General features: G+C 73.1%; 25 protein-coding genes. 12 read left to right on the forward strand and 13 right to left on the reverse strand.

Going from position 1 to position 22,082, the window contains the following annotated elements; translation table 11 throughout:
* Positions 1 to 8: 8 nt before the first annotated feature.
* Genes PVE36_RS00325 through PVE36_RS00335 form a run of 3 tightly spaced genes read left to right on the forward strand, consistent with a single transcriptional unit; the run spans position 9 to position 2,844 of the window.
* Positions 9 to 833, forward strand: a complete 825-nt coding sequence (locus PVE36_RS00325; protein ID WP_277453831.1) for a patatin-like phospholipase family protein — start codon at positions 9 to 11, stop codon at positions 831 to 833.
* Positions 830 to 1,858, forward strand: coding sequence for a 1-acyl-sn-glycerol-3-phosphate acyltransferase (locus tag PVE36_RS00330; RefSeq protein WP_277453832.1), 1,029 nt, complete (start codon positions 830 to 832; stop codon positions 1,856 to 1,858). Before PVE36_RS00325 ends, PVE36_RS00330 begins: the two co-directional genes overlap by 4 nt.
* Positions 1,855 to 2,844 (forward strand): alpha/beta hydrolase, encoded by a 990-nt coding sequence (locus tag PVE36_RS00335; RefSeq protein ID WP_277453834.1) that lies wholly within the window; start codon positions 1,855 to 1,857, stop codon positions 2,842 to 2,844. The genes PVE36_RS00330 and PVE36_RS00335 overlap by 4 nt, the downstream gene beginning before the upstream one ends.
* Here the strand turns inward: PVE36_RS00335 and pheA are convergent.
* From pheA to PVE36_RS00350, 3 genes are all read right to left on the reverse strand, one after another.
* Positions 2,792 to 3,727: a prephenate dehydratase gene (gene pheA / locus PVE36_RS00340; RefSeq protein ID WP_277453835.1), complete on the reverse strand. Its 936-nt coding sequence runs from the start codon at positions 3,725 to 3,727 to the stop codon at positions 2,792 to 2,794. The two genes, PVE36_RS00335 and pheA, sit on opposite strands and share 53 nt — an antisense overlap.
* A gap of 25 nt (positions 3,728 to 3,752) precedes the next feature.
* Positions 3,753 to 4,160, reverse strand: coding sequence for a DUF4446 family protein (locus PVE36_RS00345; RefSeq protein WP_277453837.1), 408 nt, complete (start codon positions 4,158 to 4,160; stop codon positions 3,753 to 3,755).
* 62 nt (positions 4,161 to 4,222) lie between these two features.
* Positions 4,223 to 5,104, reverse strand: a complete 882-nt coding sequence (locus tag PVE36_RS00350) for a DUF5926 family protein (protein ID WP_277453838.1) — start codon at positions 5,102 to 5,104, stop codon at positions 4,223 to 4,225.
* Between the two features lie 109 nt (positions 5,105 to 5,213).
* Here PVE36_RS00350 and PVE36_RS00355 point away from each other — a divergent pair, with 109 nt between their 5' ends.
* The 3 genes from PVE36_RS00355 to PVE36_RS00365 all read left to right on the forward strand — a co-directional run bounded on the left by PVE36_RS00355 (position 5,214) and on the right by PVE36_RS00365 (position 7,501).
* Positions 5,214 to 5,693: an ATP-binding protein gene (locus tag PVE36_RS00355; RefSeq protein WP_277453839.1), complete on the forward strand. Its 480-nt coding sequence runs from the start codon at positions 5,214 to 5,216 to the stop codon at positions 5,691 to 5,693.
* Between the two features lie 53 nt (positions 5,694 to 5,746).
* Positions 5,747 to 6,829 (forward strand): ribosome small subunit-dependent GTPase A, encoded by a 1,083-nt coding sequence (gene rsgA / locus PVE36_RS00360; protein ID WP_277453840.1) that lies wholly within the window; start codon positions 5,747 to 5,749, stop codon positions 6,827 to 6,829.
* 72 nt (positions 6,830 to 6,901) lie between these two features.
* Complete coding sequence (locus PVE36_RS00365) at positions 6,902 to 7,501, forward strand: YetF domain-containing protein (RefSeq protein ID WP_277453841.1); 600 nt, start codon at positions 6,902 to 6,904, stop codon at positions 7,499 to 7,501.
* Between the two features lie 14 nt (positions 7,502 to 7,515).
* On the opposite strand, the gene PVE36_RS00370 is transcribed toward PVE36_RS00365, so the two are convergent.
* On the reverse strand, positions 7,516 to 8,538 hold the full coding sequence (locus PVE36_RS00370; protein ID WP_277453842.1) for a pirin family protein: 1,023 nt from the start codon (positions 8,536 to 8,538) through the stop codon (positions 7,516 to 7,518).
* 118 nt (positions 8,539 to 8,656) lie between these two features.
* Here PVE36_RS00370 and PVE36_RS00375 point away from each other — a divergent pair, with 118 nt between their 5' ends.
* Positions 8,657 to 9,571, forward strand: coding sequence for a pseudouridine synthase (locus PVE36_RS00375; RefSeq protein ID WP_277453845.1), 915 nt, complete (start codon positions 8,657 to 8,659; stop codon positions 9,569 to 9,571).
* An 8-nt stretch (positions 9,572 to 9,579) separates the two neighbouring features.
* On the opposite strand, the gene PVE36_RS00380 is transcribed toward PVE36_RS00375, so the two are convergent.
* Positions 9,580 to 10,263 (reverse strand): VOC family protein, encoded by a 684-nt coding sequence (locus PVE36_RS00380; RefSeq protein ID WP_277453846.1) that lies wholly within the window; start codon positions 10,261 to 10,263, stop codon positions 9,580 to 9,582.
* Between the two features lie 95 nt (positions 10,264 to 10,358).
* The gene (locus PVE36_RS00385) at positions 10,359 to 11,117 is read right to left on the reverse strand and encodes an SDR family oxidoreductase (protein ID WP_277453848.1); all 759 of its coding nucleotides are present in this window, start codon (positions 11,115 to 11,117) and stop codon (positions 10,359 to 10,361) included.
* A gap of 148 nt (positions 11,118 to 11,265) precedes the next feature.
* On the opposite strand from PVE36_RS00385, the gene PVE36_RS00390 reads away from it, so the two are divergent.
* Both PVE36_RS00390 and PVE36_RS00395 read left to right on the forward strand, forming a co-directional pair.
* Positions 11,266 to 11,733, forward strand: coding sequence for a pyridoxamine 5'-phosphate oxidase family protein (locus tag PVE36_RS00390; RefSeq protein WP_277453849.1), 468 nt, complete (start codon positions 11,266 to 11,268; stop codon positions 11,731 to 11,733).
* Positions 11,730 to 12,005: a WhiB family transcriptional regulator gene (locus PVE36_RS00395; protein WP_277453850.1), complete on the forward strand. Its 276-nt coding sequence runs from the start codon at positions 11,730 to 11,732 to the stop codon at positions 12,003 to 12,005. Before PVE36_RS00390 ends, PVE36_RS00395 begins: the two co-directional genes overlap by 4 nt.
* On the opposite strand, the gene PVE36_RS00400 is transcribed toward PVE36_RS00395, so the two are convergent.
* The 5 genes from PVE36_RS00400 to PVE36_RS00420 form a co-directional block, all read right to left on the reverse strand.
* Entirely contained in the window at positions 12,002 to 12,907 is a 906-nt protein-coding gene (locus PVE36_RS00400; protein WP_277453851.1) for a diacylglycerol kinase family protein, read from the reverse strand. The two genes, PVE36_RS00395 and PVE36_RS00400, sit on opposite strands and share 4 nt — an antisense overlap.
* Entirely contained in the window at positions 12,908 to 14,185 is a 1,278-nt protein-coding gene (locus PVE36_RS00405) for a beta-propeller fold lactonase family protein (protein ID WP_277453853.1), read from the reverse strand. It lies immediately after the preceding gene.
* Between the two features lie 136 nt (positions 14,186 to 14,321).
* On the reverse strand, positions 14,322 to 15,920 hold the full coding sequence (locus PVE36_RS00410; protein WP_277453855.1) for a hypothetical protein: 1,599 nt from the start codon (positions 15,918 to 15,920) through the stop codon (positions 14,322 to 14,324).
* Positions 15,917 to 16,918 (reverse strand): ABC transporter ATP-binding protein, encoded by a 1,002-nt coding sequence (locus PVE36_RS00415; RefSeq protein ID WP_277453856.1) that lies wholly within the window; start codon positions 16,916 to 16,918, stop codon positions 15,917 to 15,919. Before PVE36_RS00415 ends, PVE36_RS00410 begins: the two co-directional genes overlap by 4 nt.
* A complete protein-coding gene (locus PVE36_RS00420) occupies positions 16,915 to 17,568 on the reverse strand; it encodes a TetR/AcrR family transcriptional regulator (protein ID WP_277453858.1) in 654 nt (217 codons plus the stop codon). Before PVE36_RS00420 ends, PVE36_RS00415 begins: the two co-directional genes overlap by 4 nt.
* A 220-nt stretch (positions 17,569 to 17,788) precedes the next feature.
* Between PVE36_RS00420 and PVE36_RS00425 the strand changes: the two genes are divergently transcribed.
* A complete protein-coding gene (locus PVE36_RS00425; RefSeq protein WP_277453859.1) occupies positions 17,789 to 18,376 on the forward strand; it encodes a nucleotidyltransferase family protein in 588 nt (195 codons plus the stop codon).
* 45 nt (positions 18,377 to 18,421) lie between these two features.
* A complete protein-coding gene (locus tag PVE36_RS00430; protein WP_277453860.1) occupies positions 18,422 to 19,927 on the forward strand; it encodes a DHA2 family efflux MFS transporter permease subunit in 1,506 nt (501 codons plus the stop codon).
* Positions 19,928 to 20,084: 157 nt separating this feature from the next.
* Here the strand turns inward: PVE36_RS00430 and PVE36_RS00435 are convergent, their stop codons facing one another.
* Entirely contained in the window at positions 20,085 to 20,420 is a 336-nt protein-coding gene (locus tag PVE36_RS00435) for an MGMT family protein (protein WP_277453861.1), read from the reverse strand.
* A gap of 3 nt (positions 20,421 to 20,423) precedes the next feature.
* Positions 20,424 to 21,095, reverse strand: coding sequence for a peptidylprolyl isomerase (locus PVE36_RS00440; RefSeq protein WP_277453862.1), 672 nt, complete (start codon positions 21,093 to 21,095; stop codon positions 20,424 to 20,426).
* A gap of 40 nt (positions 21,096 to 21,135) precedes the next feature.
* On the opposite strand from PVE36_RS00440, the gene PVE36_RS00445 reads away from it, so the two are divergent.
* A complete protein-coding gene (locus PVE36_RS00445; RefSeq protein ID WP_277453863.1) occupies positions 21,136 to 22,041 on the forward strand; it encodes a nitronate monooxygenase in 906 nt (301 codons plus the stop codon).
* The last annotated feature ends 41 nt before the right edge of the window (positions 22,042 to 22,082 follow it).

Raw genomic sequence — 22,082 nt, forward strand, 5'->3', positions numbered from 1 at the left:
TGGCGACCATGCCCACGACCGCCTTCGTCCTCGGTGGAGGGGGCGTTCTCGGGGCCACCCAGGTCGGGATGCTCCAGGCGCTCCTGGCCGCCGACGTCACACCGGACCTCGTCATCGGGACGAGCATCGGTGCGGTCAACGGCGCCTTCGTGGCGGCCGACCCCACGGCGGAGGGCGTCGCCCGCCTCGAGGAGCTGTGGCGCGACGTGGTCCGCTCCGGCGAGATGGGCGAGAGCCCGGTGCGCCAGGCGGCCCGCTTCGCCAAGTACCGCACCCACGTGATGCGAAGGGGGGTGATCCCCGACCTCGTCGAGCGCCACCTCGGCGTGGAGCGGATCGAGGACCTGGCCGTCCCCTTCCAGTGCGTCGCCGCGGAGATCGAGGGCTCGGCCTCGCGGTGGTTCACCTCCGGCCCGGTCGCGCCGGCGGTCGCAGCCAGCTGCGCGGTCCCGGGGCTCTTCGCCCCCGTGGAGATCGACGGTGCCCACTACTACGACGGCGGCCTCGTGCACTCCATCCCGGTGGGCAGGGCGATCGCGCTCGGTGCCACCGTCGTCCACGTGCTCCAGGTCGGCCGGGTCGAGCAGCCGCTGAGCGTGCCACGCAACCCGCTGGACGTCGGGCTCGTCGCCTTCGAGATCGCCCGGCGGCACCGCTTCGTCGAGGAGATCGCCGAGGTCCCCGACGACGTGCGGCTGCACGTCCTGCCCAGCGGGGTCGACCGCACGCCGACCGCCTCGCTCATCGGTCAGGGCTCGGTCGCGAAGGTGGAGGATCGGATGGCCCGCGCCTTCGACGCCACGAGTGCCTACCTGCAGGGGACCACCTCGTGAAGATCAGCTCGCTCCCTTCGCTCCCGGCGCCGCCGTACTGGCTGCGGCTGGTCCTGCAGGGCATCTACCCGCTCGTCGGGATCTTCTTCTCGCTGCTCTTCGTCGCCGTGGCGCCGTTCATGCTCCTGCTGTGGCCGTGGGACCGACGCCTGGCCCTGCTGCGGTGCCTCTTCCTCGCGCTCTACATCATGTGGGAGGACATCGGGCTCGTCGTCGAGTGCTGGTACCTGCGGCTGCGCTCGCCGCGGGGCACCAGCCCGACCTGGGACGAGGACCACCTCACCCTGATCCGCCGGGCGCTGAACAACGTGATCTTCACCGCCGGCAAGATGGTCGGCTTCACGATCGACGTCGAGGGCGCCATCACGGTCGGCCGCCCGGGCCACCCGCTCGTCGTCATCTCCCGGCACGCCGGCCCGGCGGACTCGCTGGCGATCGCCTGGCTGCTCGCGTCGACCGCCGGCCGGATCCCGCGGATCGTCCTCGCCGACGCGATGCTGTGGGACCCCGGCATCGCGATGGTGCTGCAGCGCCTGGACTCCTACTTCGTCCCCTCGCGCTCCGGCGCCGGCGACGACCGCACCCGCGGGGTCGCGGACCTGGCGTCGACGCTCACGAGCAAGGACGCGATGCTCATCTTCCCCGAGGGACGCAACTGGGCGCCCGACCGCCACGAGGCCCTCGTCGAGCGCCTGCGTGCGCGCGGCGAGCACGAGCGGGCGGACCGGGTCGAGTCGCGCCCGTGGGTGCTCGAGGCCCGTTCGCGCGGGGTCGCGGCCATCCGGGAGAACGCCCCCGAGGCCGACGTCATGGTCGTCGCCCACACGGGCCTGGACATGCTCACCGGGCCGGGGCCGGTCATCAGGGCGGTGCCCTTCCGCAACCGGCTGACCTTCCGCGGCATCACCCACCGCAGCGAGGACGTGCCCACCGAGCCCGGCGAGGTCGCCGAGTGGCTCGATGCCGAGTGGGACGAGCTCAACGACTGGGTCGGCTCCCACATCGAGCAACGCGAGCACCCGTGAGCCGCGCACAGCTGCCACCGACGGTGAGTGCGGAGGCGGCCGCAGCCGCTGCCGCGGCGGACAACCGGCCCCACCGGTGGCCGCTCACCCCGCAGGTCACCCGGTGGCTGCGGACGAAGGGGGCGGCCGAGCAGCTCGTGGGGTTCGAGGCCGACCGCGCCGCCCGGGGCGTGCACGTCACCGAGCGCCCCGACGGCCACCTGCTGATGACGGCGGAGTCGGGTGACCTGGTCGCCGACGACGCGTGGGTGCTGTGGATCCACGGCGGCGGCTTCTGCTGGGGGTCCGCCCGCGACGGGACGGGGCTGCGGCTGGCCGAGGGGCTGGCCCGGCCGGTCATCTCGGTCGAGTACCCGCTCGCTCCCGAGGCCCGCTTCCCCGTCGCGATCGACGTCTGCGTCGACGCCTACCTCGCCGGGGTGGCGGAGCGGGGCCCACGGGTGCTGCTCGGTGGCGTCTCCGCGGGCGCCAACCTCGCCCTCGGTGTCCTGCAACGCCTCCGGGCCCGGAGTGCGGGGGGTGCGGACGTCCCCCTGCCCCTGGGGCTGGTGGCGCTGACCCCCTTCGGCGACCTCGCGGGCGAGGGCGACTCCTACCGCGTCAACGAGGGCCGCGACGCCTGGATCCGCTGGCGCGGCCAGCAGGAGCGCTTCGCGCGCGCCTACGCCGGGCGGGCCGATCTGCGGCACCCGCTCGTGTCACCGGTGCACGCGGACTGGGCGGGTGGGGCGCTGCCGCCGGCCTTCTTCTCCTCCGGCACCCGTGACCTCTTCCTCTCCGACGCCGCGCGGATCCACACCGGATGGCGGGCGGCGGGTGGAGCGGCCGAGCTCGACGTCGCCGAGGGGCTGTGGCACTCCTACCACTCGAACCCCCGGCTGCCGGAATCGCAGGCGCTGATGGGCCGGCTGCTGATCTGGTGCGAGGAGCGACTCAGCCGTCCCCGAGGGCCCGCAACCGCTCCAACCACCGACGCGCGTCCCTGAAGGCCTGGTCCGTGGTGATCGGGTCGACGGTGATCTCGGCGCCGGCGGCCGCCGGGTAGGAGCCCAGGAAGCGCAGGTCCGCGCACACCCGGTGCAGGCTCATCAGGGCCGCGCCGACCCGCTCGTCCTGCACGTGCCCCTCGAAGTCGATCGAGAAGCAGTACGAGCCCATCGAGTCCTTCGTCGGGCGTGACTCGAGGCGGGTCATGTTGATGCCGCGCACGGCGAACTGCTCGAGCAGCTCCAGCAGGCCACCCGCGCGGTCGGTGCGCTGGTAGAGCACGACGGTCGTCTTGTCCTTGCCGGTGGGACCGGGCTGCCACTCCGGACGGGCAACGATGACGAAGCGGGTCACCGCGGTGGTCATGTCGCCGATGTCGTGGGCGAGGACCTCCAGCCCGAACCGCTCGGCGGCGACCGGGGCGCACACCGCGGCTTGGTAGCCGACCTCGTCGGGGTGCTCGGCGAGGTCCTTGGCCGCCGAGGCGGTCGAGAGCGTGGGGACGTAGACCGCGTGCGGGACGGTGTGGTCGGCCCAGCCGCGCACCTGCGCCCACGCGTGGCTGTGGGTCCCGATCGCCGTGACGTCCTGCAGCCGCGTCCCCGGTCGGGCGCACGCGACGAAGGTGATCGGCACCAGCACCTCGCCGACGACGACGAGCGGTTCACCGGAGGCGAGGGCGTCGAGGGTGGCGGAGACGCCGCCCTCGACGGAGTTCTCGATGGGCACGACGGCGGCGTCGACGTCCCCGGCGCGCAGCTGCTCCAGCGCGGTGTCGACGGAGCCGCAGGGCACCTGCTCGGCGTCCTCGGTGGGCCCCCACATCATCAGCGCCTGCTGGGTGAAGGTGCCCTCGGGGCCGAGGTAGGCGTAGCGGGTCATGGTGTCTCCAGTGGGGTGGGGGAGGTCAGGCGTCGACCGAGCCGGTGCGGGCCGCGGCGAGCGCCTGGCGCTCCTCGGGGGTGAGGGTCGCGTCGGCGTCGCCACCGACGACGCCCTTGGCGTAGGTGCGGGACTCCCCGCGCCCGTGGATGCTGCTGACGACCAGGCCATCGCCGGTGTCGTCGATGATCGCGGCGGAGAAGGACAGCCGCCCGCCCATGTCGCCGAAGGCGTCGTAGCGCACGACGGCCACGTGCCGCAGCGCCTGGGCGATGTCATGGCGAAGGGAGGCCAGGTCGCCCTCCCCGACGGGAGACCGGCGCTCGAGCTCGACCACCCGATCGCTCAGCGCGCGCAGGCGCAGCAGTGCCAGGGTCGCGACGGCCAGGGCGGCGACGAGCCCGCACAGCAGGGCGATCTCGACCACGGTCATGCGGTCACCCTAGCGACGCGGGGCCAGGGATCCGCAGGAGCCCAAGCGGTTGCGCAAGGGGCTCAGCGCAGGGTCACCTGGCGGGAGAGCAGGCCGTTGCGCGCCCTGCGCTCGTCGGGGGTGAGGTCCTCGGTGGCGGCGAGCGCCGTCGCGTACCGGCCGGCGAAGTCGGCGACGGCGTCCTCGTGGTCGGCCGCCTCGCTGTCGGCCGGGACCTCCCAGACCGGCACGAGCAGGCCGCCGGCGCGGAAGGCGCCGAGGAGGCGACGGTCCTCGCCGAGGTGGGACTCCCCCTTCGCGTGGAGGCGGGCCAGGGCCGTGGTGGCCGCGTCCTCGTCGTCCGGGAGCACGTGCCGGATGTAGGTGCGCTCCCCGATCCGGCACCAGTAGGTGGCCGGGGCCGAGGTGATCGGTGTCGTCGGGACGACGCTCTCGTTGGCGCGCTCGAGCGACTCGGCGGCCTCGCCGGTCACCTCCTGGCCGTCCAGCCAGAAGTCGAACCCCTCGTGCACCGTGACGTCGAAGTCGGCGTCGGTGTCGAGGAGGTCCTGCAGGCGCGGCGTCTCGGCGGTGGCTCGGGGGAGCCGGGTGATCGGTGCGCCCGGCTCGCCCTCGATGGCGGTGAGGAGCGCCTGCGCCAGGTCACGGCTCGGGTCCCCGCTGGTGGAGCCGGACTGGCTGGCGACGAGGATGCTGCCGTCGTCACGCTTCAGCGCGGGCCAGGCCATCGGCAGCACCGTGGCCAGGGTGACCGTCTCCGGTGCGCCCTCGGGGACCGCGTCGGCCCTGAGGGTGAGGGTGGCCGTGGCCGCCGGGAGGATCTCGTAGGCAGCGACCCAGTCGGCCTCGCCCGGCAGTCCCGCGAAGGGGCGTGCCATGTGTGGCGCCGGGGCGACCTTGGTCTTCCCCTGCGCCTCCTTCTTGCGTCGCGAAGCCTTTCCCATGCGGGTCAGCGTAGGCCGTCGGTGCGTGGCGAGTTGGGCCGGACCGTCCCCACGGGGACAATGGGGTGATCGGGGGAGGAACATGATCGGTGACGAAGGGAGTCCGACGGTGGGCCAGGCAGGCACGGCAGCGTCGTCCACGAGCGGTGTCGACAGCTTCGGAGGGGAGATCGGTCGCGGCCAGGCCCGCACGATCCGGGCCCGCTGGGAGCTGAAGACCGTGACCCGGATCCGGCAGGCCGTGGCTCTCGACCTGGTGGCGCGCGGGGTGGACGAGGACATCGTCGGCGAGGCCGAGCTGGTCACCACGGAGCTCGTGACCAACTCGCTGCGCCACGCCACGCCGCTCGCGGACCGCACCGTGCGCATCCACTGGAAGGCGCGGGGCAACTGTGTCGAGATCGAGGTCAGCGACGGCGGGTCGGACACCCAGCCGGTGCCCGCCGCCCGAGCGGTGTGGGCCACCTCCGGTCGCGGCCTGCGGATCGTGCGCAGCATCGCCCACGAGTGGGGCGTGCAGCGCGACGAGAAGCAGACGACCGTCTGGGCCGCCCTCGGCGGGCCCTCCCGCCGCCGCGTCGGCCACTGAGGCAGGCGGAAAAATCAGTGGCCCCGTGAGGGCCACGGTGCCACTGTCGAGGGATGACCACCACGACCACCGGCCTGACGCCCCTCGGCTGGGACGACGCCGTCGCTGCCGCCTTCGACGAGATGACGGCGGACTTCGTCCTGGTGCCGGGGCGGGTCGGTCGCGTCGACCGCGGCCGGGTCACCGTCCACACCGCCGAGGGCCCCGTCCTCGCCCTGGTGCGACTGCCCGCCGGGAGCCTGCTCGAGGACCAGCCGACGACCGGTGACTGGGTCGGTCTGGAGCGGCGCGACGACGGGGACGTCGTGCGGGCCGTCCTGCCCCGCCGCAGCGCGATCGTGCGCCGGGCCGCGGGGGAGCGCTCCGACGCGCAGGTGATGGCGGCCAACCTCGACCACGTCCTGGTCGCCGTCCCCTTCGAGACCCGGCTGCGGCTGTCGTCCATCGAGCGCTACCTCGTCATCGCCTGGGAGTCGGGGGCGCGGCCCCTCATCGTGCTGACGAAGGCCGACCTCGCCTACGACCCCGACGCAGCCCGTGCCGAGGTCGAGGCGGCTGCGCCCGGGGTGACCGTGCTCGTCGCCTCGGCCGAGACCGGGGAGGGCATCGCCGACGTCGCCGAGGCGCTCGCGCTCGGGACCACCGCGCTCGTCGGGCAGTCCGGCGCCGGCAAGTCGACGCTCGTCAACGTCCTCGCCGGACGCGCGGTCCAGGCGGTGACCGACACCCGCCAGGACGGCAAGGGACGGCACACGACGACGGCTCGGGAGCTCGTCCCGCTCGCCGGTGGCGGCGTCCTCCTCGACACACCCGGTCTGCGATCGATCGGCCTGCAGGAGGACGGCGAAGGGGTGGCCCGCACCTTCCCGGACATCGAGGAGCTGACGTCGGCCTGCCGGTTCAACGACTGCTCGCACGAGTGCGAGCCCGGGTGCGCCGTGCGGGAGGCCATCGCCGATGGTCGGCTGGAGGAGCGCCGGTGGGCCAGCCGGCAGAAGCTGCAGCGGGAGGCGGAGTGGATCGCGATGCGGTCCGACCCGGCCTCGAGGGCGAAGGCCCGCAAGCGGTGGGCCGCGACGGACCGGGCCGCGCAGGCCCGAGCGGCACTGAAGCGGGGGCAGGACCCCTTCGCCTGACGAGCCGGCTCACCGCGGCGCGGGCCTCCGCGCGGGCGGGAGCCGCCGGGACCTCGGTACCATGCGACTGCCATGCCCCTTGCCCTCCCCGCCGCCCGACCGTCCGTGATCGACTGGGCGGAGGTCGGTGAGCGGTTGTGGATCGAGCCCAGCCACGCGATCTCCGTGGTGCTCTCCGCGGTCGGGATCTACCTCGCCTTCCTCATGCTCGTGCGCCTCTTCGGTGCCCGTGTCCTCACCGGGATGGGCACCTTCGACGCCGTCGTCGTCATCACCCTCGGTGCGGTCGCGGGCCGGGTGATCCTCGGCGATCCCCCGACGTTGGCCGCCGGGGTCATCGGCCTGACCTGCCTCTTCGCGATGGAGGCTGCCGTCGGCGAGCTGCGACGCACCATCCGTGGCGCCCGGTGGGTCAACGCCGGCGCCGTCGTCCTCATGGCCGGCGACGACGTCCTCCTCGAGAACCTGCGGGCAGCGCACGTCACCCGCTCCGAGCTCAACGCGGCCCTGCGTCACGCCGGGGTGCGCCACCACAGGGAGGTCGCCTGTGTCGTCTTCGAGTCCACCGGGCGCATCACCGTGCTCCGCCGCGGCGAGCTGATCGGGCCCCGCATGCTCGCCGGCGTCCGGGACGCCCATCGCGTGCCGGCGGAGCTCTTCGAGAGCAGCTGACGACCCGGGGGACGTCAGAGCACGTCGTGCCCGGGGCGACCGCCCCTGGCCATGGCCTCGGCGACCTCGAGGGCGGGACGCACCCGCGGAGCCTTGGGGATGACGCCGAGGCGACCGGCCTGGAAGTCCTCGACGGCGGTGATCAGCTCCTCGCGGGTGTTCATCACGAAGGGGCCGTAGGCGGCGACGGGCTCGCGGATCGGCCGGCCACCGAGGAGGACCACCTCGAGGGAGGGGCTGCGGGAGTCCTGCCGGTCGTCGGCGGCGATCTCGAGGGCGCCGCCGGTGCCGAAGACGGCCAGCTGGCCCTCGCGGATCGGGCGCCGCTCGGGGCCGACGAGCCCGCGACCGGAGAGCACGTAGGCCAGGCCGTTGAAGTCCTCGCGCCACGGCACGTGCATGCGCGCGCCCGGCGCGATCGTCGTGTGGATCATCGAGATCGGGGTCGTCGTGATGCCCGGGCCCTCGTGGCCGTCGAGCTCGCCGGCGATGACCCGGATCAGCGCGCCGCCGTCGTGGCTGGAGAGCAGGCCGACCTCGCCGGAGCGGATGTCCTGGTACTTCGGATCGGTCATCTTCTGGTGGCCGGGGAGGTTGACCCACAGCTGGAGGCCGTGGAAGACGCCGCCGCTGACGACGAGGTCCTCCGGCGGGGCCTCGATGTGCAGCAGCCCGGAGCCGGCGGTCATCCACTGCGTGTCGCCGTCGGTGATCAGCCCGCCACCACCGTGGGTGTCCTCGTGCGCGAAGGTCCCGTCGATGATGTACGTGACCGTCTCGAAGCCGCGGTGCGGGTGCCAGCTGGTGCCGCGGGCCTCGCCCGGCGCGTACTCCACCTCACCCATCTGGTCCATGTGGATGAAGGGGTCGAGCCGGGCCGTGTCGACGCCGGCGAAGGCACGCCGGACGGGAAAGCCCTCGCCCTCGTGGCCCTGCGGTGCCGTCGTCACCGAGAGCACGGGGCGCGAGACCGTCTCGGGCAGCGGCTGGCTCACCCGGGGCAGGGTGAGGATGTTCTCGACGGTCACGGCGGGCATGGTGCGCTCCTTCGGTGGACGGTGTCACCATGTCCAACAGTAGTTGAAAATCAAACATTCCGCGAGGGTGGGCGAGGGCCGGAGCGTGGTCGGTGCCCGAGCGTCTAGTCTCGCGACCGTGCCCCCACGTTCACCGCTCGCTGCGCGCCACGGACTCAGCGCCGCGTGGGTGCGCACGCCCGACCGGGACCGCCTGCGACCACCCCGCTGGCAGACGGTGTCTGCCTGGTTGCGGGAGAAGATCCCCGACGAGGTCGACGTGGACGGGATGCTCGCCGACGCGCGATTCGTCTACGACGACGGCAGCGCGGTCCGGCCCGACGACGAGTACCGACCGCACACCTTCGTGTGGTTCCACCGGGACCTGCGCGAGGAGGTCGAGGTGCCCGGTGAGCTGAGCGTCCTCCACCGCGACGAGCGACTCGTCGTCGTGGACAAGCCGCCCTTCCTCTCGACGATCCCGCGCGGCCGGCACGTCCGGCAGAGCGTCGTGGTCCGGCTGCGCGACGAGCTCGGCCTGCCGGAGCTCTCTCCGCTGCACCGGCTGGACCGGGTGACGTCGGGCGTGCTCATGCTGGCGACGGAGCGCCGGTGGCGGGGGCCGTACCAGACGATGTTCGAGCAGCAGCGGGTACGCAAGACCTATCTGGCCCTGGCTCCGTGGCGCGATGATCTGGCGCTGCCCGTCACGGTCCGCAACCACATCCACAAGACGCGCGGGGTGTGGCAGGCCCAGGTGGTGCCGGACGCGCCGGTCAACGCCGTGACCGACGTCGAGGTCGAGGCACGCGCCGGTGACCTGGCGGTCTACCGGTTGACGCCGCACACCGGGCGCACCCACCAGCTACGGCTCCACCTCCACGATCTCGGCATCCCGATCGTGGGCGACCCGCTCTACCCGGAGGTGCTGGACGTCTCGGTCGACGACTTCTCCCGGCCGCTCCAGCTGCTCGCCAGCACGGTGGAGCTCGTGGACCCGGTCGACGGCGGCGAGCGTCGGTTCGTCAGCGCACGGCAGCTGCCGCTCGAGTGAGGTGACTCCTACGGGCGCGGGACGGCGGAGACCAGCAGGGTGGGCACGGCCAGGGCGGGGTCGCGCACCGTCGTCACCCGGGTGCCCGGCTTGCGGCCCTCCCGTACCTCGGACACCTCGACCCCGGCCGCAGACAGTCGCGCGTGCGTCGCCTCGAGATCGGCCACCCGCCAGGCCACGCCGCCGAAGGTGTCCGGTCCCTCCGGCGGGTCGCTCGGCACGATGACCTCGACCACCGCACCGCCGCAGCGGAAGAACAGCCCGCGGAAGCCGTGCCCGGTGTCCCGGTCCAGCCGCAGCTCCAGACCCAGCCGGGCCCCGAAGGTCGCCGCCGCCCGTTCCGCGTCGTCGGTGACCACGACGACGTGGTCGACGACGACGGGGTCGGCGAGGGCGGAGTCCCCGACGGCCTCCTCCGCGCGCGGCGCGGGCCCGCTCCCTTCGCTCCCGGGTGTGGGGGCCAACCGCCACACGGTGCCGCCGAGGTCGAGGCCACCGGCGTCACCGGCCAGCCCGCGCCGCCGCAGCAGGCGCTCGGTCGCAGCCACGTCCTCGACACCGAGCGTGACCGCCGCGAGCCCGGGCTCCCCGGCGACCACCTCGACGGCGACGCCCGATGGACCGAGTCGGCGCCAGGCCTCCTCCGTGGCATCGACGTCGGGTGCGGTGACGGTCAGGCCGATGATCTCCATCCGGCCATCATGACCCGACCGGCTGACGGCGGGTCGATGTATCAGCGAGCCCTTGGACACGCGCTGATACATCGACCCGGCGGAGGGCGCCCGGGTCAGAGCAGCTTGCGCACGACCTTCAGCGGCAGCACGCGCATCGCGGCGCCGACGGCCACCCACGGCTTGGCCGGGACGTAGGCCCTGGCCTTGCGGGCCTCGATCGCCTCGACCATCGCGCGCACGCCCACGTCGGTGTCGACCATGAACTTCGTCTTCTGCTCCACCTTCTCGTTCATCTCCGAGCGGATGTAGCCCGGGTAGAGGACCGAGACGTCGATGTCGAGCTCGGGCTTGCCGAGCATCTCGGAGCGGATGCCCTCGCCCAACGAGGCGACGAAGGCCTTGGTCGCGCCGTAGGTCGTCATCGACTTGGGCATGCCACGCAGCGCCGTGATCGAGGCGATGAGCACGAGGTGCCCGGCCTGCTGCTCGCGGAAGATCGCCATCGCGGCCTCGGTCTGCGCGGCGGCGCCGAGCACGTTGGTGGTGATCGTCTCGCGGTTGGCGTAGTGGCTGCCCTTGCCGTAGGGCGCGCCCTTGCCCAGGCCGGCGTTGACGACGACGCGGTCGAGGCGGCCGAAGTCCCCCTTCGCCCGACCGAAGACCGCGGTGACGTCCTCGTCCCGGGTGACGTCGAGGGCGTAGGTCTCGACCCGGCGCTGCGGGTGGGCGGCGGCGATCTCGGCCTTGAGCGCGTCGAGGCGGTCGGTCCGGCGCGCGGTGAGCGCGAGGTCGTGACCGAGTGCGGCGAACTGGCGGGCCATCTCTGCGCCGAGGCCGGAGCTGGCGCCGGTGATCAGGGTCGTGAAGGTCATGGCCCGACGGTATCGCGCGGCCGCCGGGCGCCCGGCGCCGCTCAGTCGGCCGTCCACCCTATTATTTACGACTCATGCCGTGTAAATTGGACGGACCATGAGTCGAGAGGACCACTTCGCCAGGAGTGCAGCAGCCGGGAGGCCCACCATGACAACCACCGAGCAGCCAGGACGGGACCCCGCCGCCACGGACCACCGCGGGCTGGGGGTGCTGGACCACCAGGACTGCCTGCGCCGGATCGCGTCGACACCGATCGGCCGGATCGCCTTCCACGACGCCGGGGAGACGGTCATCCTCCCGGTCAACCACGTCGTCGACGGCGGCAGCATCGCCTTCCGCGCCAGGTGGGACTCGTCGCTGGCGTCCGCGGTCAACCAGACATCCGTCGCGTTCGAGGTCGACGAGTTCGACGCACTCGAGGGCACCGGGTGGAGCGTGCTGGTCAAGGGCGTCGCGAGCACCGTCTACGACGAGGAGACCAGTCAGCGCTTCGAGGAGCTGCTCGGCGACCAGTGGGACGAGCAGCCGGAGGGGACGTTCTGGACCTCCATCCGCCCCGACGAGATCAGCGGGCGCGAGATGCGGGTCAGCCGTCGGGAGTGCGGCTGCTGTTGAACCCCTTCACCCGGCGGGCGGACGAGACCCGGCACTGGCGCCACGACGCCGCATGCTTCGGCGAGGACCTGGACCTGTTCTTCCCGGTCGGCGTCGCGGGCCCTGCCGTGTGGCAGGTCAGCCGGGCCAAGGCGATCTGCGAGGACTGCCCGGTGCGCGCGCAGTGCCTCGAGTACGCCCTGCGGTCCGGGCAGGACCACGGGATCTGGGGCGGCCTGACCCCGCACGAGCGCCGCGAGCTGCGTCGCGCCGACGACGTCCGCGGGGCCTAGGGCAGCGGCCCGGTCGGGGCGGAGGTGCGCACCGACAGGGCGTGGTGGACGCAGCGCACGTGCATCCGCCGGGCGGGCCCGACGACGTCCCCGTCGAGCTGGACGTGCAGCGGTGTCGCGCTGGTGACCGTCAGCTCGGTCGAGGGCCGGGTCCGCAGCCCGGAGACGTCGCGCTGCCAGCCCCACCCCTTCGCGGCCACGCCGACCCACTGGACCGGCCAGCGCACGATGACCTCGAGCACGTCGAGGAGCCCGTCGTCGACGAGGCCGCCGGGCACCAGCACGCCGGCGCGCACGCGCGTGCAGTTCGCGGCCAGGACGCTCCAGGCGAGGACGTCCCGCTCCGGCTCGTCGTCGTGGCGCACCGTCATCGGCACCGGTCGGCGCATGGCCGACACCGCGGCGGGGGCCAGGTAGGCCGGCCACCCGATCCGGTCCTTCAGCCGGGGCCGGGTCGCCGCGACCGTCGCCGCGTCGTGGCCCATCCCCGCCAGGACGACGAAGGGGTGGTCCCCCGCCTCGTCGTCGATGCGGGCGAGCCCGAGGTCCACGGGTCGGGCGCTGCCGGTGATCGCCACGTGCGCGGCCGCCTCGATCCCGCTCGGCAGGTCGAGGTTGTGCGCGAGGAGGTTCGCCGTCCCGGTCGGGACGACGGCCAGCTGCGTGCCCGTCCCGACCAGGGCGTGGGCCACCGAGCGCACGGTGCCGTCACCCCCGGCGACGACGACCAGCTCGGCACCGGCCGCGACCGCGCTCGCGGCCTGGGCGCGGCCGGTCTCCTCGCGGGTCGTCAGGTGCACCGCCGGGGCCGGCCAGCCGGCCGCCTCCGCCTGCGAGGTGACCGCCTCGAGCGCCCGCTCCCATCCCCCCTTCGCCGGGTTGATGATGAGGGCGGAGCGCACTCAGGCGACCGAACGGGAGTCGTCGAAGACGATGATCGAGCCGCCGTAGTTGGCCACCCAGACGCGCTCCTTGGTCGGCTCGTAGGTGATGCCGATCGGGTGCGGGTCCGTCTTCACCGTCTGCACGACCTCGAAGTCCTCGGTGAGGATCTTGCTCATCGTGGCGTCGTTGTAGTTGACGACGTAGAGGGCTCCGCCGTCGGGGCTCATCGTCATCGAGCGCGGCTGGTTGCCGACCTGGACGACCCGGGTGACCTCACCCGTCGCGGTGTCGACCTCGCTGACGGTGGCGTCGTTGTTGTTGGTGACGTAGAGGTGCGTGCCGTCCGGGGAGAGCACGAGGTGGCGGGGCCCGTCGCCGGTGACGGTGAAGTCGCCGTCCACCTCGCCCGAGGCCAGGTCGACCGCGACGGTGCGGTCATCGCCCATGAGCGCGACGTAGGCCGTGGAGCTGTCCGGGGAGACCTCGATGCCGCGCGGGTTGTCACCGCCCAGCGGGATGGTCGAGGTGACCTCGCCCTGCTCCACGTCGATGACGCTGAGGTCCATCGAGCACCAGTTGGACACGAGGACCCGGGAGCCGTCGGGGGTGGCGGCGACGTACTTCGGCACGGCGCCGACCTCGATGACGTCGACGATCTCCAGGGACGAGGTGTCGATCTTGTAGAGGTAGCTGTTGGAGATGCCCTCGGGGCCCTCGCACGCGTCCTTGCCCTCGGGCAGGAAGCCCTCCCCGTACATCGAGTAGTTGCTCACCCACGCGGTCTCGCCGTCGGGGGAGAAGGCCATCTCCACCGGGGAGCCCTGGCTGGTGCCCGGGTGACCCTCGATCCCGAAGTCGGCGAGCTCGACCGCGTCGCCGATCGTCTTCTGCAGCGAGCCGTCGGCGGTGAAGACGCTGACGGTGTGCGTGTACATCATGTTCTGGGCGAAGACCTGGCCCTTCTTCGAGGCGACGACCGACTTCGGCGTCATCTCCCCGGTGAGGCGCTGGACGCGCACGAGGTCGGACTCGGCCGGGTCGGCCTTCCCGCCCTGCTCGGTGGCCGGGGAGTCCTCCGGAGCCGGTGACTCGACCTCGGCCGGCGTGGTGGGCTCGGGCTCGCCCGTGGCGCTCGCGCTGGTGCTCGCGCTCGCGTTCGTCGGCGAGGCCTCGGCGGAGTCGTCGTCGCTGACCAGCTTGCCGATGATCAGGGCGAGGATGAGGGCGGCGACCACGAGGACGGCGATGACGGCGCGCCGCCGCCGGACGTAGACCGGGTCGTTCTTGATCTTCACGGAGGGCACCTCGATGTGGACAGCGTCACCGCAGAATCTAGGCCATGCGGGGCCGTCGTCATGGAGGCGCACCGTGCTCGCCCGTATGGGGACGGGTGTGTGGCCGGGCCCGTCCCCGGTGGGGTCGGCTGCGGACTCAGCCGCGCGGGACGTCCCGGCGGGTGAATCCGATGACCCCGAGAGCGAGGAGGACCAGCCCACCGACGCCCGCGACGAGCGAACCGACCACGTCGACGTCCTCCAGGGGCACGTTGCCGACGAGGCCGAAGGGGGACCACTCGATGAGCGCCTCGGGCAGGTCGAGGCCGGGGCCCATGTAGGCCAGGACGGCGGCCACGGCGAAGACCGCCCAGGCCGCCGGCTGGACCCGCGGCAGCCAGCCGAAGAGTGCCACCGAGAGCCCGGCGAAGAGCAGCACGACCGGCAGGTGCCCCACGCCCGCGGCCACGAGGGTGGCGATCCACGAGGAGTCCTCGAGGGAGGCGGCGGTCGTGACGGCGAGCGTCACCGTGCCGACACCGCCGACGACGAGGGCTCCGAGGGCGACCACGAGGATGTGCGGTGACAGCCAGAGGACCCGGCCGCGGGCCTCGCTCAGCTGCAGCTCCAGGCGGCCGGTCGTCTCCTCCTTGCGCAGCGAGCCGAGGGACTGCAGGACGTAGCCGACGACGAGCATCGCGAGCATGAGGACGAACATCGCCGTCATCGCCTCGACGAGCGCGTCGCCACCCCCGGCGATGAACTGGGTCAGCTGCGGGTTGTCCGCGAAGGCGTCCATGACCGTCTGGGTCAGCCCGCCGTAGGTGCCCATGAGGATCGCGACGAGCAGTGCCCACCCGAGGGTGGCACCACGGTGCTCCCGGACGGCGAGGCCGACCGGGGTGCGCAGCCACGACGTCGCCCGGTGGGGACCCGGTCGTGCGGCGAGGAGGGATCCGCCGACGTCGCGACCGGCGGACATGCGCAGGGCGAGCGAGAGCAGGATGAGGGTCGTCGCCGCGGCGAGGACGAAGGGGGTCCCCTGCGGCTCCCCGAAGGGTGCCACCTCGTCGTACCAGCCGTGCGGCGAGAGCCACACCACCCACGTCCCGTCGACCGCGCCGATGCCGCGCAGGATGTAGGAGGCCAGCGCGATCGCCAGACCGGCGCCCCACACCGAGCGCTGGTGGCCGAAGACCTGCGCGAGGACCGCCGTCATCGCGACGAAGACGGCCCCGAAGGCCAGGATGGCCAGACCGTAGAGGAGTGACCCGACGGTGTCGGCACCCGCGGCGACGAAGGTCACCGTGGTCAGGGCGCCGAGGACGACCAGGGCCGCGAGGCCGAGGAGGACCGCCGCGACGAGCGGGGCCTGCCGACCCATCCGCGAGGCCAGGAGGAGCTCGAGGCGACCTGCCTCCTCCTCGCGCCGCGTCCCGCGTCCGGTGAGCGAGATCGCCAGCACGGGGAGCGCGAAGGCGACGACGAAGCCGAGCTCGTTGACCAGGACCCCACCGACCGTGTCCAGGCCGGCGACGTCCCCGTTGAGCATCCGCAGCGCGGGGGTGTCGGTCGAGGAGGCGTAGGCCTGCAGCTCGGCCGGCGTCTCGTAGAGGCTGGTGATCGACACCGCCGTGAGCGCGACGATGGCGTAGAGACCGAGCACCCAGGCGGCCAGGGCCTTCCAGCCGGTGCGCCACTGGACGCCCAGGTTGATGCCGACCCCCGAGACGTGGGTCCGCGTCGGGGCGCTCATCGGACCGGCTCCCCTTCGCTGGTCGGGCCGCCGGCGTGGTCGCCGAGGCTCGGGGAGGGTCGCACGTCCCTCGTCGGGGACCCGTCCCCCGGCGTGTCGCGGTACAGCTCGAGGAAGACGTCGTCGAGGCTCGGCGGGGTGATCGTCAGGGTGTGCACCCCGGCGGCGTGGACCCGGCCGACGACGTCGGCGATCTGCGTCGCGTCGACGTGGCAGCGGATCTCCGGGCGCCCCTCGGAGGTGCTCGCCACCAGCCCGGTGACGCCGGGGACCGGGGCGAGGTCGAGCGGCCGGTCGGTCACGGCGTGCACCTGGCTGCTGGTGCTGCGGCGCAGCTCGGCGAGCGTCCCGGTCGTGACGGTCCGCCCCGAGCGGATGATGGTGACCCGGTCGGCGAGGGCCTCGACCTCCCCGAGGATGTGGCTCGACAGGAGCACGGTCGTGCCGTCGGCGACGCGCTCGCGCACGGTCTCCTGGAAGACCTGCTCCATGAGCGGGTCGAGGCCGGAGGTCGGCTCGTCGAGGAGCAGCAGCTCGACGTCGGCGGCGAGCGCGGCGATGAGCGAGACCTTCTGCTTGTTGCCGCTGGAGTAGTCGCGCGTCCGCTTGCGGGTGTCGAGGTCGAAGCGCTCGACCAGCTCGGCCCGGCGTCGCTCGTCGATGCCACCGTGGGCGCGACCGAGGATGTCGATGCACTGCCCGCCGGTCAGGCCCGGCCACAGGATGACGTCGGCGGGCACGTAGGCGAGCCGCCGGTGCAGCGCGACGGCGGCTCGCCACGGGTCGCCGCCGAGGACGGTGACGGTGCCGCCGTCGGCGCGGGTGAGACCGAGCAGGACGCGGATGGTCGTCGACTTGCCGGAGCCGTTGGGGCCGAGGAAGCCGTGCACCTCACCGGGCGCGACGTCGAGGTCGAGCCCGTCGAGGGCCCGGGTGCTGCCGTACGCCTTGCGCAGGTCGGCGGCGTGGATGATCTGGTCGGGTGCGGTCTCGCTCATGGTCGCTCCTTCGACGAAGGGGGTCGGTCCCCGATCGCGGTGTCTGTCCCTGTATCCGGTGTGGGCAAGATCGCGGCATAGACACGCATCGCCTCGTCGGCCCACCGGGCGAAGCCGTCGCCGTGGAGCGGGTCGTAGCCGAGGACCTGCTGCCAGTGGTCGGCGAGCAGGAGGGTGCCGAGGTCGGAGGACATCGCCAGCGCCGCGCGGGTCTCCGGGTCGGGCCCGGCGAGGAGCTGTCCCGCCTCGTCCCAGGCGCGGAAGGTCTCGACGGTGCGGCGGTGCCAGGCGCTGAGCAGCTCGGTGGCGAGCGGGTCGCCGGTCATCATCAGTCGGCGCAGGTAGGGGATGACGGGGGAGCCCTCGGGGAGGGCCTGCTGGAGCACCTCGGCGATCGAGGACCACTCGCCGGTGAGCCCGCTGTCGGTCGAGAGGTCGAAGAGCTCGTCCATCCGGTCGCGCACGTGCTCGACGACCGCCTGGCGCAGCCCCGCCTTGGACCCGAAGTGGTGCACGACGAGCGCCGCGGACACGCCGGCACGCTCGGCGATCTGCCGCATCGTCACCGCGTCCTCGCCGTGCTCGGCGAAGAGCTCGAGCGCTGCATCCCGCACCCGCGCCCGGGCCGTCCGGTCGTCCACTGAACTCATGTTCAGCACACTAAACGCTGGTTCAGTGTCCGGTCAAGGTCTCCGCGTTGATCACTCCACCCCCCATTCGCAACTGCTTAGGCTCCTGCGAGTTGTGGGTGCCGCTCTTTCGCAACTGCTTAGGCTCCTGCAAAGCCTTGGGCGCCCCTCTTTCGCAACTGCTTGGGCTCCTGCGAGTTCGGGGCGCCGCGGTCCGGTGTGGCTGAGTAGGGTCGCGACCATGTCAGCGACGGTGAGCGGGCTCGTCCTCGCGGCGGGGGCGGGGCGCCGGATGGGCATGCCCAAGGCGCTCAAGACCGATCCCGACGGCACCTCGTGGCTCGCCCGGGCGGTCGCCGTGCTCCGTGACGGCGGGTGCGCGGACGTCACCGTCGTCCTCGGGGCCTGCGGGGGCCGCGCTGCCGAGCTCGTCCCCGACGTGCCGCACCTGCTCTGCCCTGACTGGGACGAGGGGATCGGCGCCTCGCTCGCCCACGGGCTGCGCCACCTGACCGCCCGCCCCGACGTCGACGCTGTGCTCGTCCACCTCGTCGACCTCCCCGACGTGACGGCGGACGTCCCCCGCCGTCTGCTGGCGAAGGGGGCCGCCCCGGCCGATCTGCGCCGCGCCGTCTACGACGGCGTGCCCGGCCACCCGGTGCTCATCGGCCGTGACCACTGGGCGCCCCTGCTCGCGGAGCTCGCCGGCGACCGCGGTGCCGGGCCCTACCTGCGTCGCCACGGCGCCGTCGAGGTCGAGTGCGGTGACCTCGCCACCGGGCGCGACGTCGACACCCCCGTCGTCGACACCCCGGACGCCCGGGACTGACCGGCGGTGGTGGGGGACCCCCTTCGCCCGGCTACCGTCGTGCCCATGACGGACAGCACGGTGCGCACGGCACCGGAGCCGCTGCCGGACAACCCGTGGCCGGCGCTGTGGGCGCTGGTCATCGGCTTCTTCATGATCCTCGTCGACGTCTCGATCGTCTCGATCGCGACGCCGGCGCTGATGTCGTCCTTCGACGCGGGGATCGAGCCGGTGCTGTGGGTGACGAGCGCCTACCTGCTCGCCTACGCGGTGCCGCTGCTGATCACCGGGCGCTTCGGTGACCGCTACGGCCCCAAGCGGGTCTACCTCGTCGGCCTGACGGTCTTCACGCTCGCCTCCCTCGCGTGCGGGCTCAGCCCGACGATCCACTGGCTCGTCGGCGCGCGGGTCGTGCAGGGCCTGGGTGCCTCGCTGATGACCCCGCAGACGATGGCCGTGATCACCCGGACCTTCCCGCCGGAGCGACGGGGGTCGGCCATGGCCCTGTGGGGCGCCACCGCCGGCGTGGCCTTTCTCGTCGGCCCGCTGCTCGGTGGCCTGCTCCTCGACGCGCTGGGGTGGGAGTGGATCTTCTTCATCAACGTCCCCGTCGGTGTCATCGGCCTGGTCATGGCTGTGCGTCTCGTGCCCTCCCTGCGCACCCACGCGCACGCGATGGACTGGGTCGGGGTCGTGCTCTCCGCGGTCGGGCTCTTCCTCGTGATCTTCGGGCTGCAGGAGGGCGAGGGTCACGACTGGGGCAGCATCGTCGGACCGGTCACCGTCCCGGTGCTCATCGGCGCCGGGGTCCTCGTGCTCGCGGTCTTCGTCGGCTGGCAGGCGCGCGGGCCGGAGGAGCCGCTCGTGCCGCTCACCCTCTTCACCGACCGCAACTTCTCCCTGTCGAACGTCGCCATCACGATGATGAGCCTCGCCGTCACCGCGATGATGTTCCCGCTCCTCGTCTGGCTGCAGACGGTGCGCGGGTTCACCCCGACCGGGGCGGCCGTGGTCATCGCGCCGCAGGCGATCGCCTCGATCGTGCTCGCACGCCGGGTCGGCCACCTCGTCGACCGGATCCACCCGCGGGTGCTGCCCACCGTCGGTCTCGGCGGCTTCGCGGTCACCCTCTTCGTCCTCGCCGCGCTGATGACACCGGACTCCCCGCTGTGGGCGGTCCTCATCGCCGTCGCCTTCATCGGCATCACCGGCGCCTGCGTCTGGGGCCCGCTCGCGACGACCGCCAACCGCAACCTCCCGCTGCACCAGGCCGGCGCGGGAGCGGGGATCTACAACGCGACCCGGCAGGTCGGGGCGGTCATCGGCTCGGCGGCCATCGCCGCGGTCATGTCGGCCCGGATCGCCGCGCACCTGGGGCCGGGAGCCGCGGAGCAGTTCGCCGGTGGAGCCGAGGGCGCAGCAGCGAAGGGGGCCTCCGGCCTCCCACCGCAGGTCGCCGAGTCCCTGTCGGCCGCCTTCGCCGAGTCGATGCTCCTGCCTGCAGGTGTCCTCGTCGTCGGCGCCGTGGCTGCGGTCGCGCTGGAGCAGATGCGCCACGTGCGGCCACGCTGAGGGCGCATGGGTCTGGTGCCGCGGACGGTGAGGCAACGTCGGCCTTGGCGCACCGTCCGCACCACCTGCGCGTACTCGTCACCCAAGGTGGTCAGTGCGGACGGCGGCCTGAGCCGGCCGACGCTGCCTCATCGTCCGCTGAGAGCTGCCCCGTGCCTCAGCGCAGGTCGGCCACGGCGGTTGCGTGTGCCCGCGCGAGCTCCTCGAGGTCGACGCGCTGCTCGGCGATCCGGCAGCCGAGGCCGTTCGGCTTGACCGGGATGCCCTCGCCGCGCCAGTGGTCGAAGGCCTTCTGGCGCTTGTGCTTCGGTGGGTCACCGGCGGCGTTGACCACCCGCCACCAGGCGACGCCGCCGCCGTACTCGCGCAGGATCGTGCCGACGTGGCGCGGGCCGGTGCCGACGAGGGCGGCGATGTCGCCGTAGGAGATGACGCGGCCGGACGGGACGAGCTCGACCGCCCGCAGCACCTTCTCCACCAGGACCTCGTCCACGGCTCACTCCTCGGTGATCGTCACGCTCTCGATGGTGTGGACCGTCTCCGGCGGGCCCTCGCCGGTCGAGCCGTCGGCCTCGATCGTCTCGACGACGTCCATCCCGCCGGTGACCGTGCCGAAGAGGCTGTAGTTCGGCGGCAGGCCGACGCCCGCCTCGCCGGTGACGATGAAGAACTGCGAGCCGTTGGTGTCCGGGCCGGCGTTGGCCATCGCGACCGACCCGACCTCGTACTCACCGGCCTCGGGCAGCTCGTCGTCGAACTGGTAGCCCGGCCCGCCGCTGCCGTCACCGGAGGGGTCGCCACCCTGCGCCATGAAGTCCTGGATGACGCGGTGGAAGGTCAGACCGTCGTAGTAGTGGTAGCGCGCCAGGACGACGAAGTTGTTGACCGTCGTCGGCGCCTTCCCCTCGAGCAGGTCGACCTCGATGTCGCCGGCGTCCGTGGTGAGGGTCGCCGCGTAGTCCGTCGACTCGTCGATGCACATCGGCGGCGCCTGCTCGAACTGCGTGACCCGCTCCGCGCTCCCGTCGGCCGGCGGGCACTCGGTGGCGCCACTGCTGCTGCTGCTGCCACCGCCACCGCCGCCCTCGCCGTCCTCGCTCCCGGACCCGCTGCACCCGGGGAGGACGAGGGCGGCAGCGGCGACGAGGGGGAGCAGGCGAGGGGTCATGGGGTGAGTGTAGGAGGGGCCCGGGCGCATCATGGGAGGCATGAGCGCCTTCACCGACACCTTCGGCATCCGTACCCCGATCGTCCTGGCACCCATGGCCGGCGTGGCCGGCGGCCGTCTCGCCCACGCGGTCTCCATCGCCGGCGGGTTCGGGATGATCGGCACCCGCGGCTCCTCGTCGCCCGACTGGATCCGCGAGCAGGCGGCGATCGCGGGGGAGGGGGCCACTCCCTTCGGCATCGGTCTGATGGCCTGGGTGCCGGACCTGCGCACCCAGCTCGAGGCGATCCTCGCGCTCGAGGGCGACTCCCGGCCGGCGCTGGTCTCGGTCTCCTTCGGCGAGCTCGCCGAGCCGACCCGGGTGCTGCGCGAGGCGGGGTTCGCCGTGGCCTGCCAGGTCGGCAACGCCGCCGATGTCGCCGCGGCCGCGGCAGCCGGTGCCGACGTCATCGTGGCCCGTGGGGGCGAAGGGGGCGGACACGGCCGCAACGAGATGGCCACCGAGGAGATCCTCGCGCTCGCCCTCGAGGAGACCGACCGTCCGGTCCTGGCGGCCGGCGGCATCGCGGACGCGGCCGACGTCTCCCGGGTGATGGCGGCGGGGGCGGCCGGGGCCTGGTGCGGCACTGCCTTCCTCACCTGCCGCGAGGCGGACAGCCCGCACGCGGCGCGCACCGCGATCGGCAGGGCGGCGTACACGAGGTACTCCCGCGTCCACGACGTCGCGCAGGGCCTGGACTGGCCGCGGGAGTTCGGTGGCCGGGCGGTGGCGACGGACTTCGTCGAGGCCTGGGCGGGGCGCGAGGACGAGATGACGCAGCAGGCCCGCGCCGAGCACGCCGCGGGCCTGGCGGAGGGGACACCGCGTACACGCCGCTCTACGCCGGCGTCCGCGTCGACCGGCTCGGCTCGGAGGTCGACGCGGCCGACGTGGTCTCGGCCCTGACCCCGCGGCCCTGACCGTTCTCGCACCGGAGTTCGCAGGAG

The organism is Janibacter sp. DB-40 (assembly GCF_029510815.1).
Taxonomy (GTDB): Bacteria; Actinomycetota; Actinomycetes; order Actinomycetales; family Dermatophilaceae; genus Janibacter.

Coding starts and splice junctions, on each gene's coding strand:
- PVE36_RS00325 (WP_277453831.1), top strand. CDS start 9: ATGCCCACGACCGCCTTCGTCCTCGGTGGAGGGGGCGTTCTCGGGGCC.
- pheA (WP_277453835.1), bottom strand. CDS start 3,727: ATGACCCGCTACGCCTACCTCGGCCCCGAGGGCACCTTCACCCAGCAG.
- PVE36_RS00345 (WP_277453837.1), bottom strand. CDS start 4,160: ATGACCGTGGTCGAGATCGCCCTGCTGTGCGGGCTCGTCGCCGCCCTG.
- PVE36_RS00350 (WP_277453838.1), bottom strand. CDS start 5,104: ATGGGAAAGGCTTCGCGACGCAAGAAGGAGGCGCAGGGGAAGACCAAG.
- rsgA (WP_277453840.1), top strand. CDS start 5,747: ATGACCACCACGACCACCGGCCTGACGCCCCTCGGCTGGGACGACGCC.
- PVE36_RS00365 (WP_277453841.1), top strand. CDS start 6,902: ATGCCCCTTGCCCTCCCCGCCGCCCGACCGTCCGTGATCGACTGGGCG.
- PVE36_RS00370 (WP_277453842.1), bottom strand. CDS start 8,538: ATGCCCGCCGTGACCGTCGAGAACATCCTCACCCTGCCCCGGGTGAGC.
- PVE36_RS00380 (WP_277453846.1), bottom strand. CDS start 10,263: ATGGAGATCATCGGCCTGACCGTCACCGCACCCGACGTCGATGCCACG.
- PVE36_RS00385 (WP_277453848.1), bottom strand. CDS start 11,117: ATGACCTTCACGACCCTGATCACCGGCGCCAGCTCCGGCCTCGGCGCA.
- PVE36_RS00390 (WP_277453849.1), top strand. CDS start 11,266: ATGACAACCACCGAGCAGCCAGGACGGGACCCCGCCGCCACGGACCAC.
- PVE36_RS00410 (WP_277453855.1), bottom strand. CDS start 15,920: ATGAGCGCCCCGACGCGGACCCACGTCTCGGGGGTCGGCATCAACCTG.
- PVE36_RS00415 (WP_277453856.1), bottom strand. CDS start 16,918: ATGAGCGAGACCGCACCCGACCAGATCATCCACGCCGCCGACCTGCGC.
- PVE36_RS00420 (WP_277453858.1), bottom strand. CDS start 17,568: ATGAGTTCAGTGGACGACCGGACGGCCCGGGCGCGGGTGCGGGATGCA.
- PVE36_RS00425 (WP_277453859.1), top strand. CDS start 17,789: ATGTCAGCGACGGTGAGCGGGCTCGTCCTCGCGGCGGGGGCGGGGCGC.
- PVE36_RS00430 (WP_277453860.1), top strand. CDS start 18,422: ATGACGGACAGCACGGTGCGCACGGCACCGGAGCCGCTGCCGGACAAC.
- PVE36_RS00440 (WP_277453862.1), bottom strand. CDS start 21,095: ATGACCCCTCGCCTGCTCCCCCTCGTCGCCGCTGCCGCCCTCGTCCTC.
- PVE36_RS00445 (WP_277453863.1), top strand. CDS start 21,136: ATGAGCGCCTTCACCGACACCTTCGGCATCCGTACCCCGATCGTCCTG.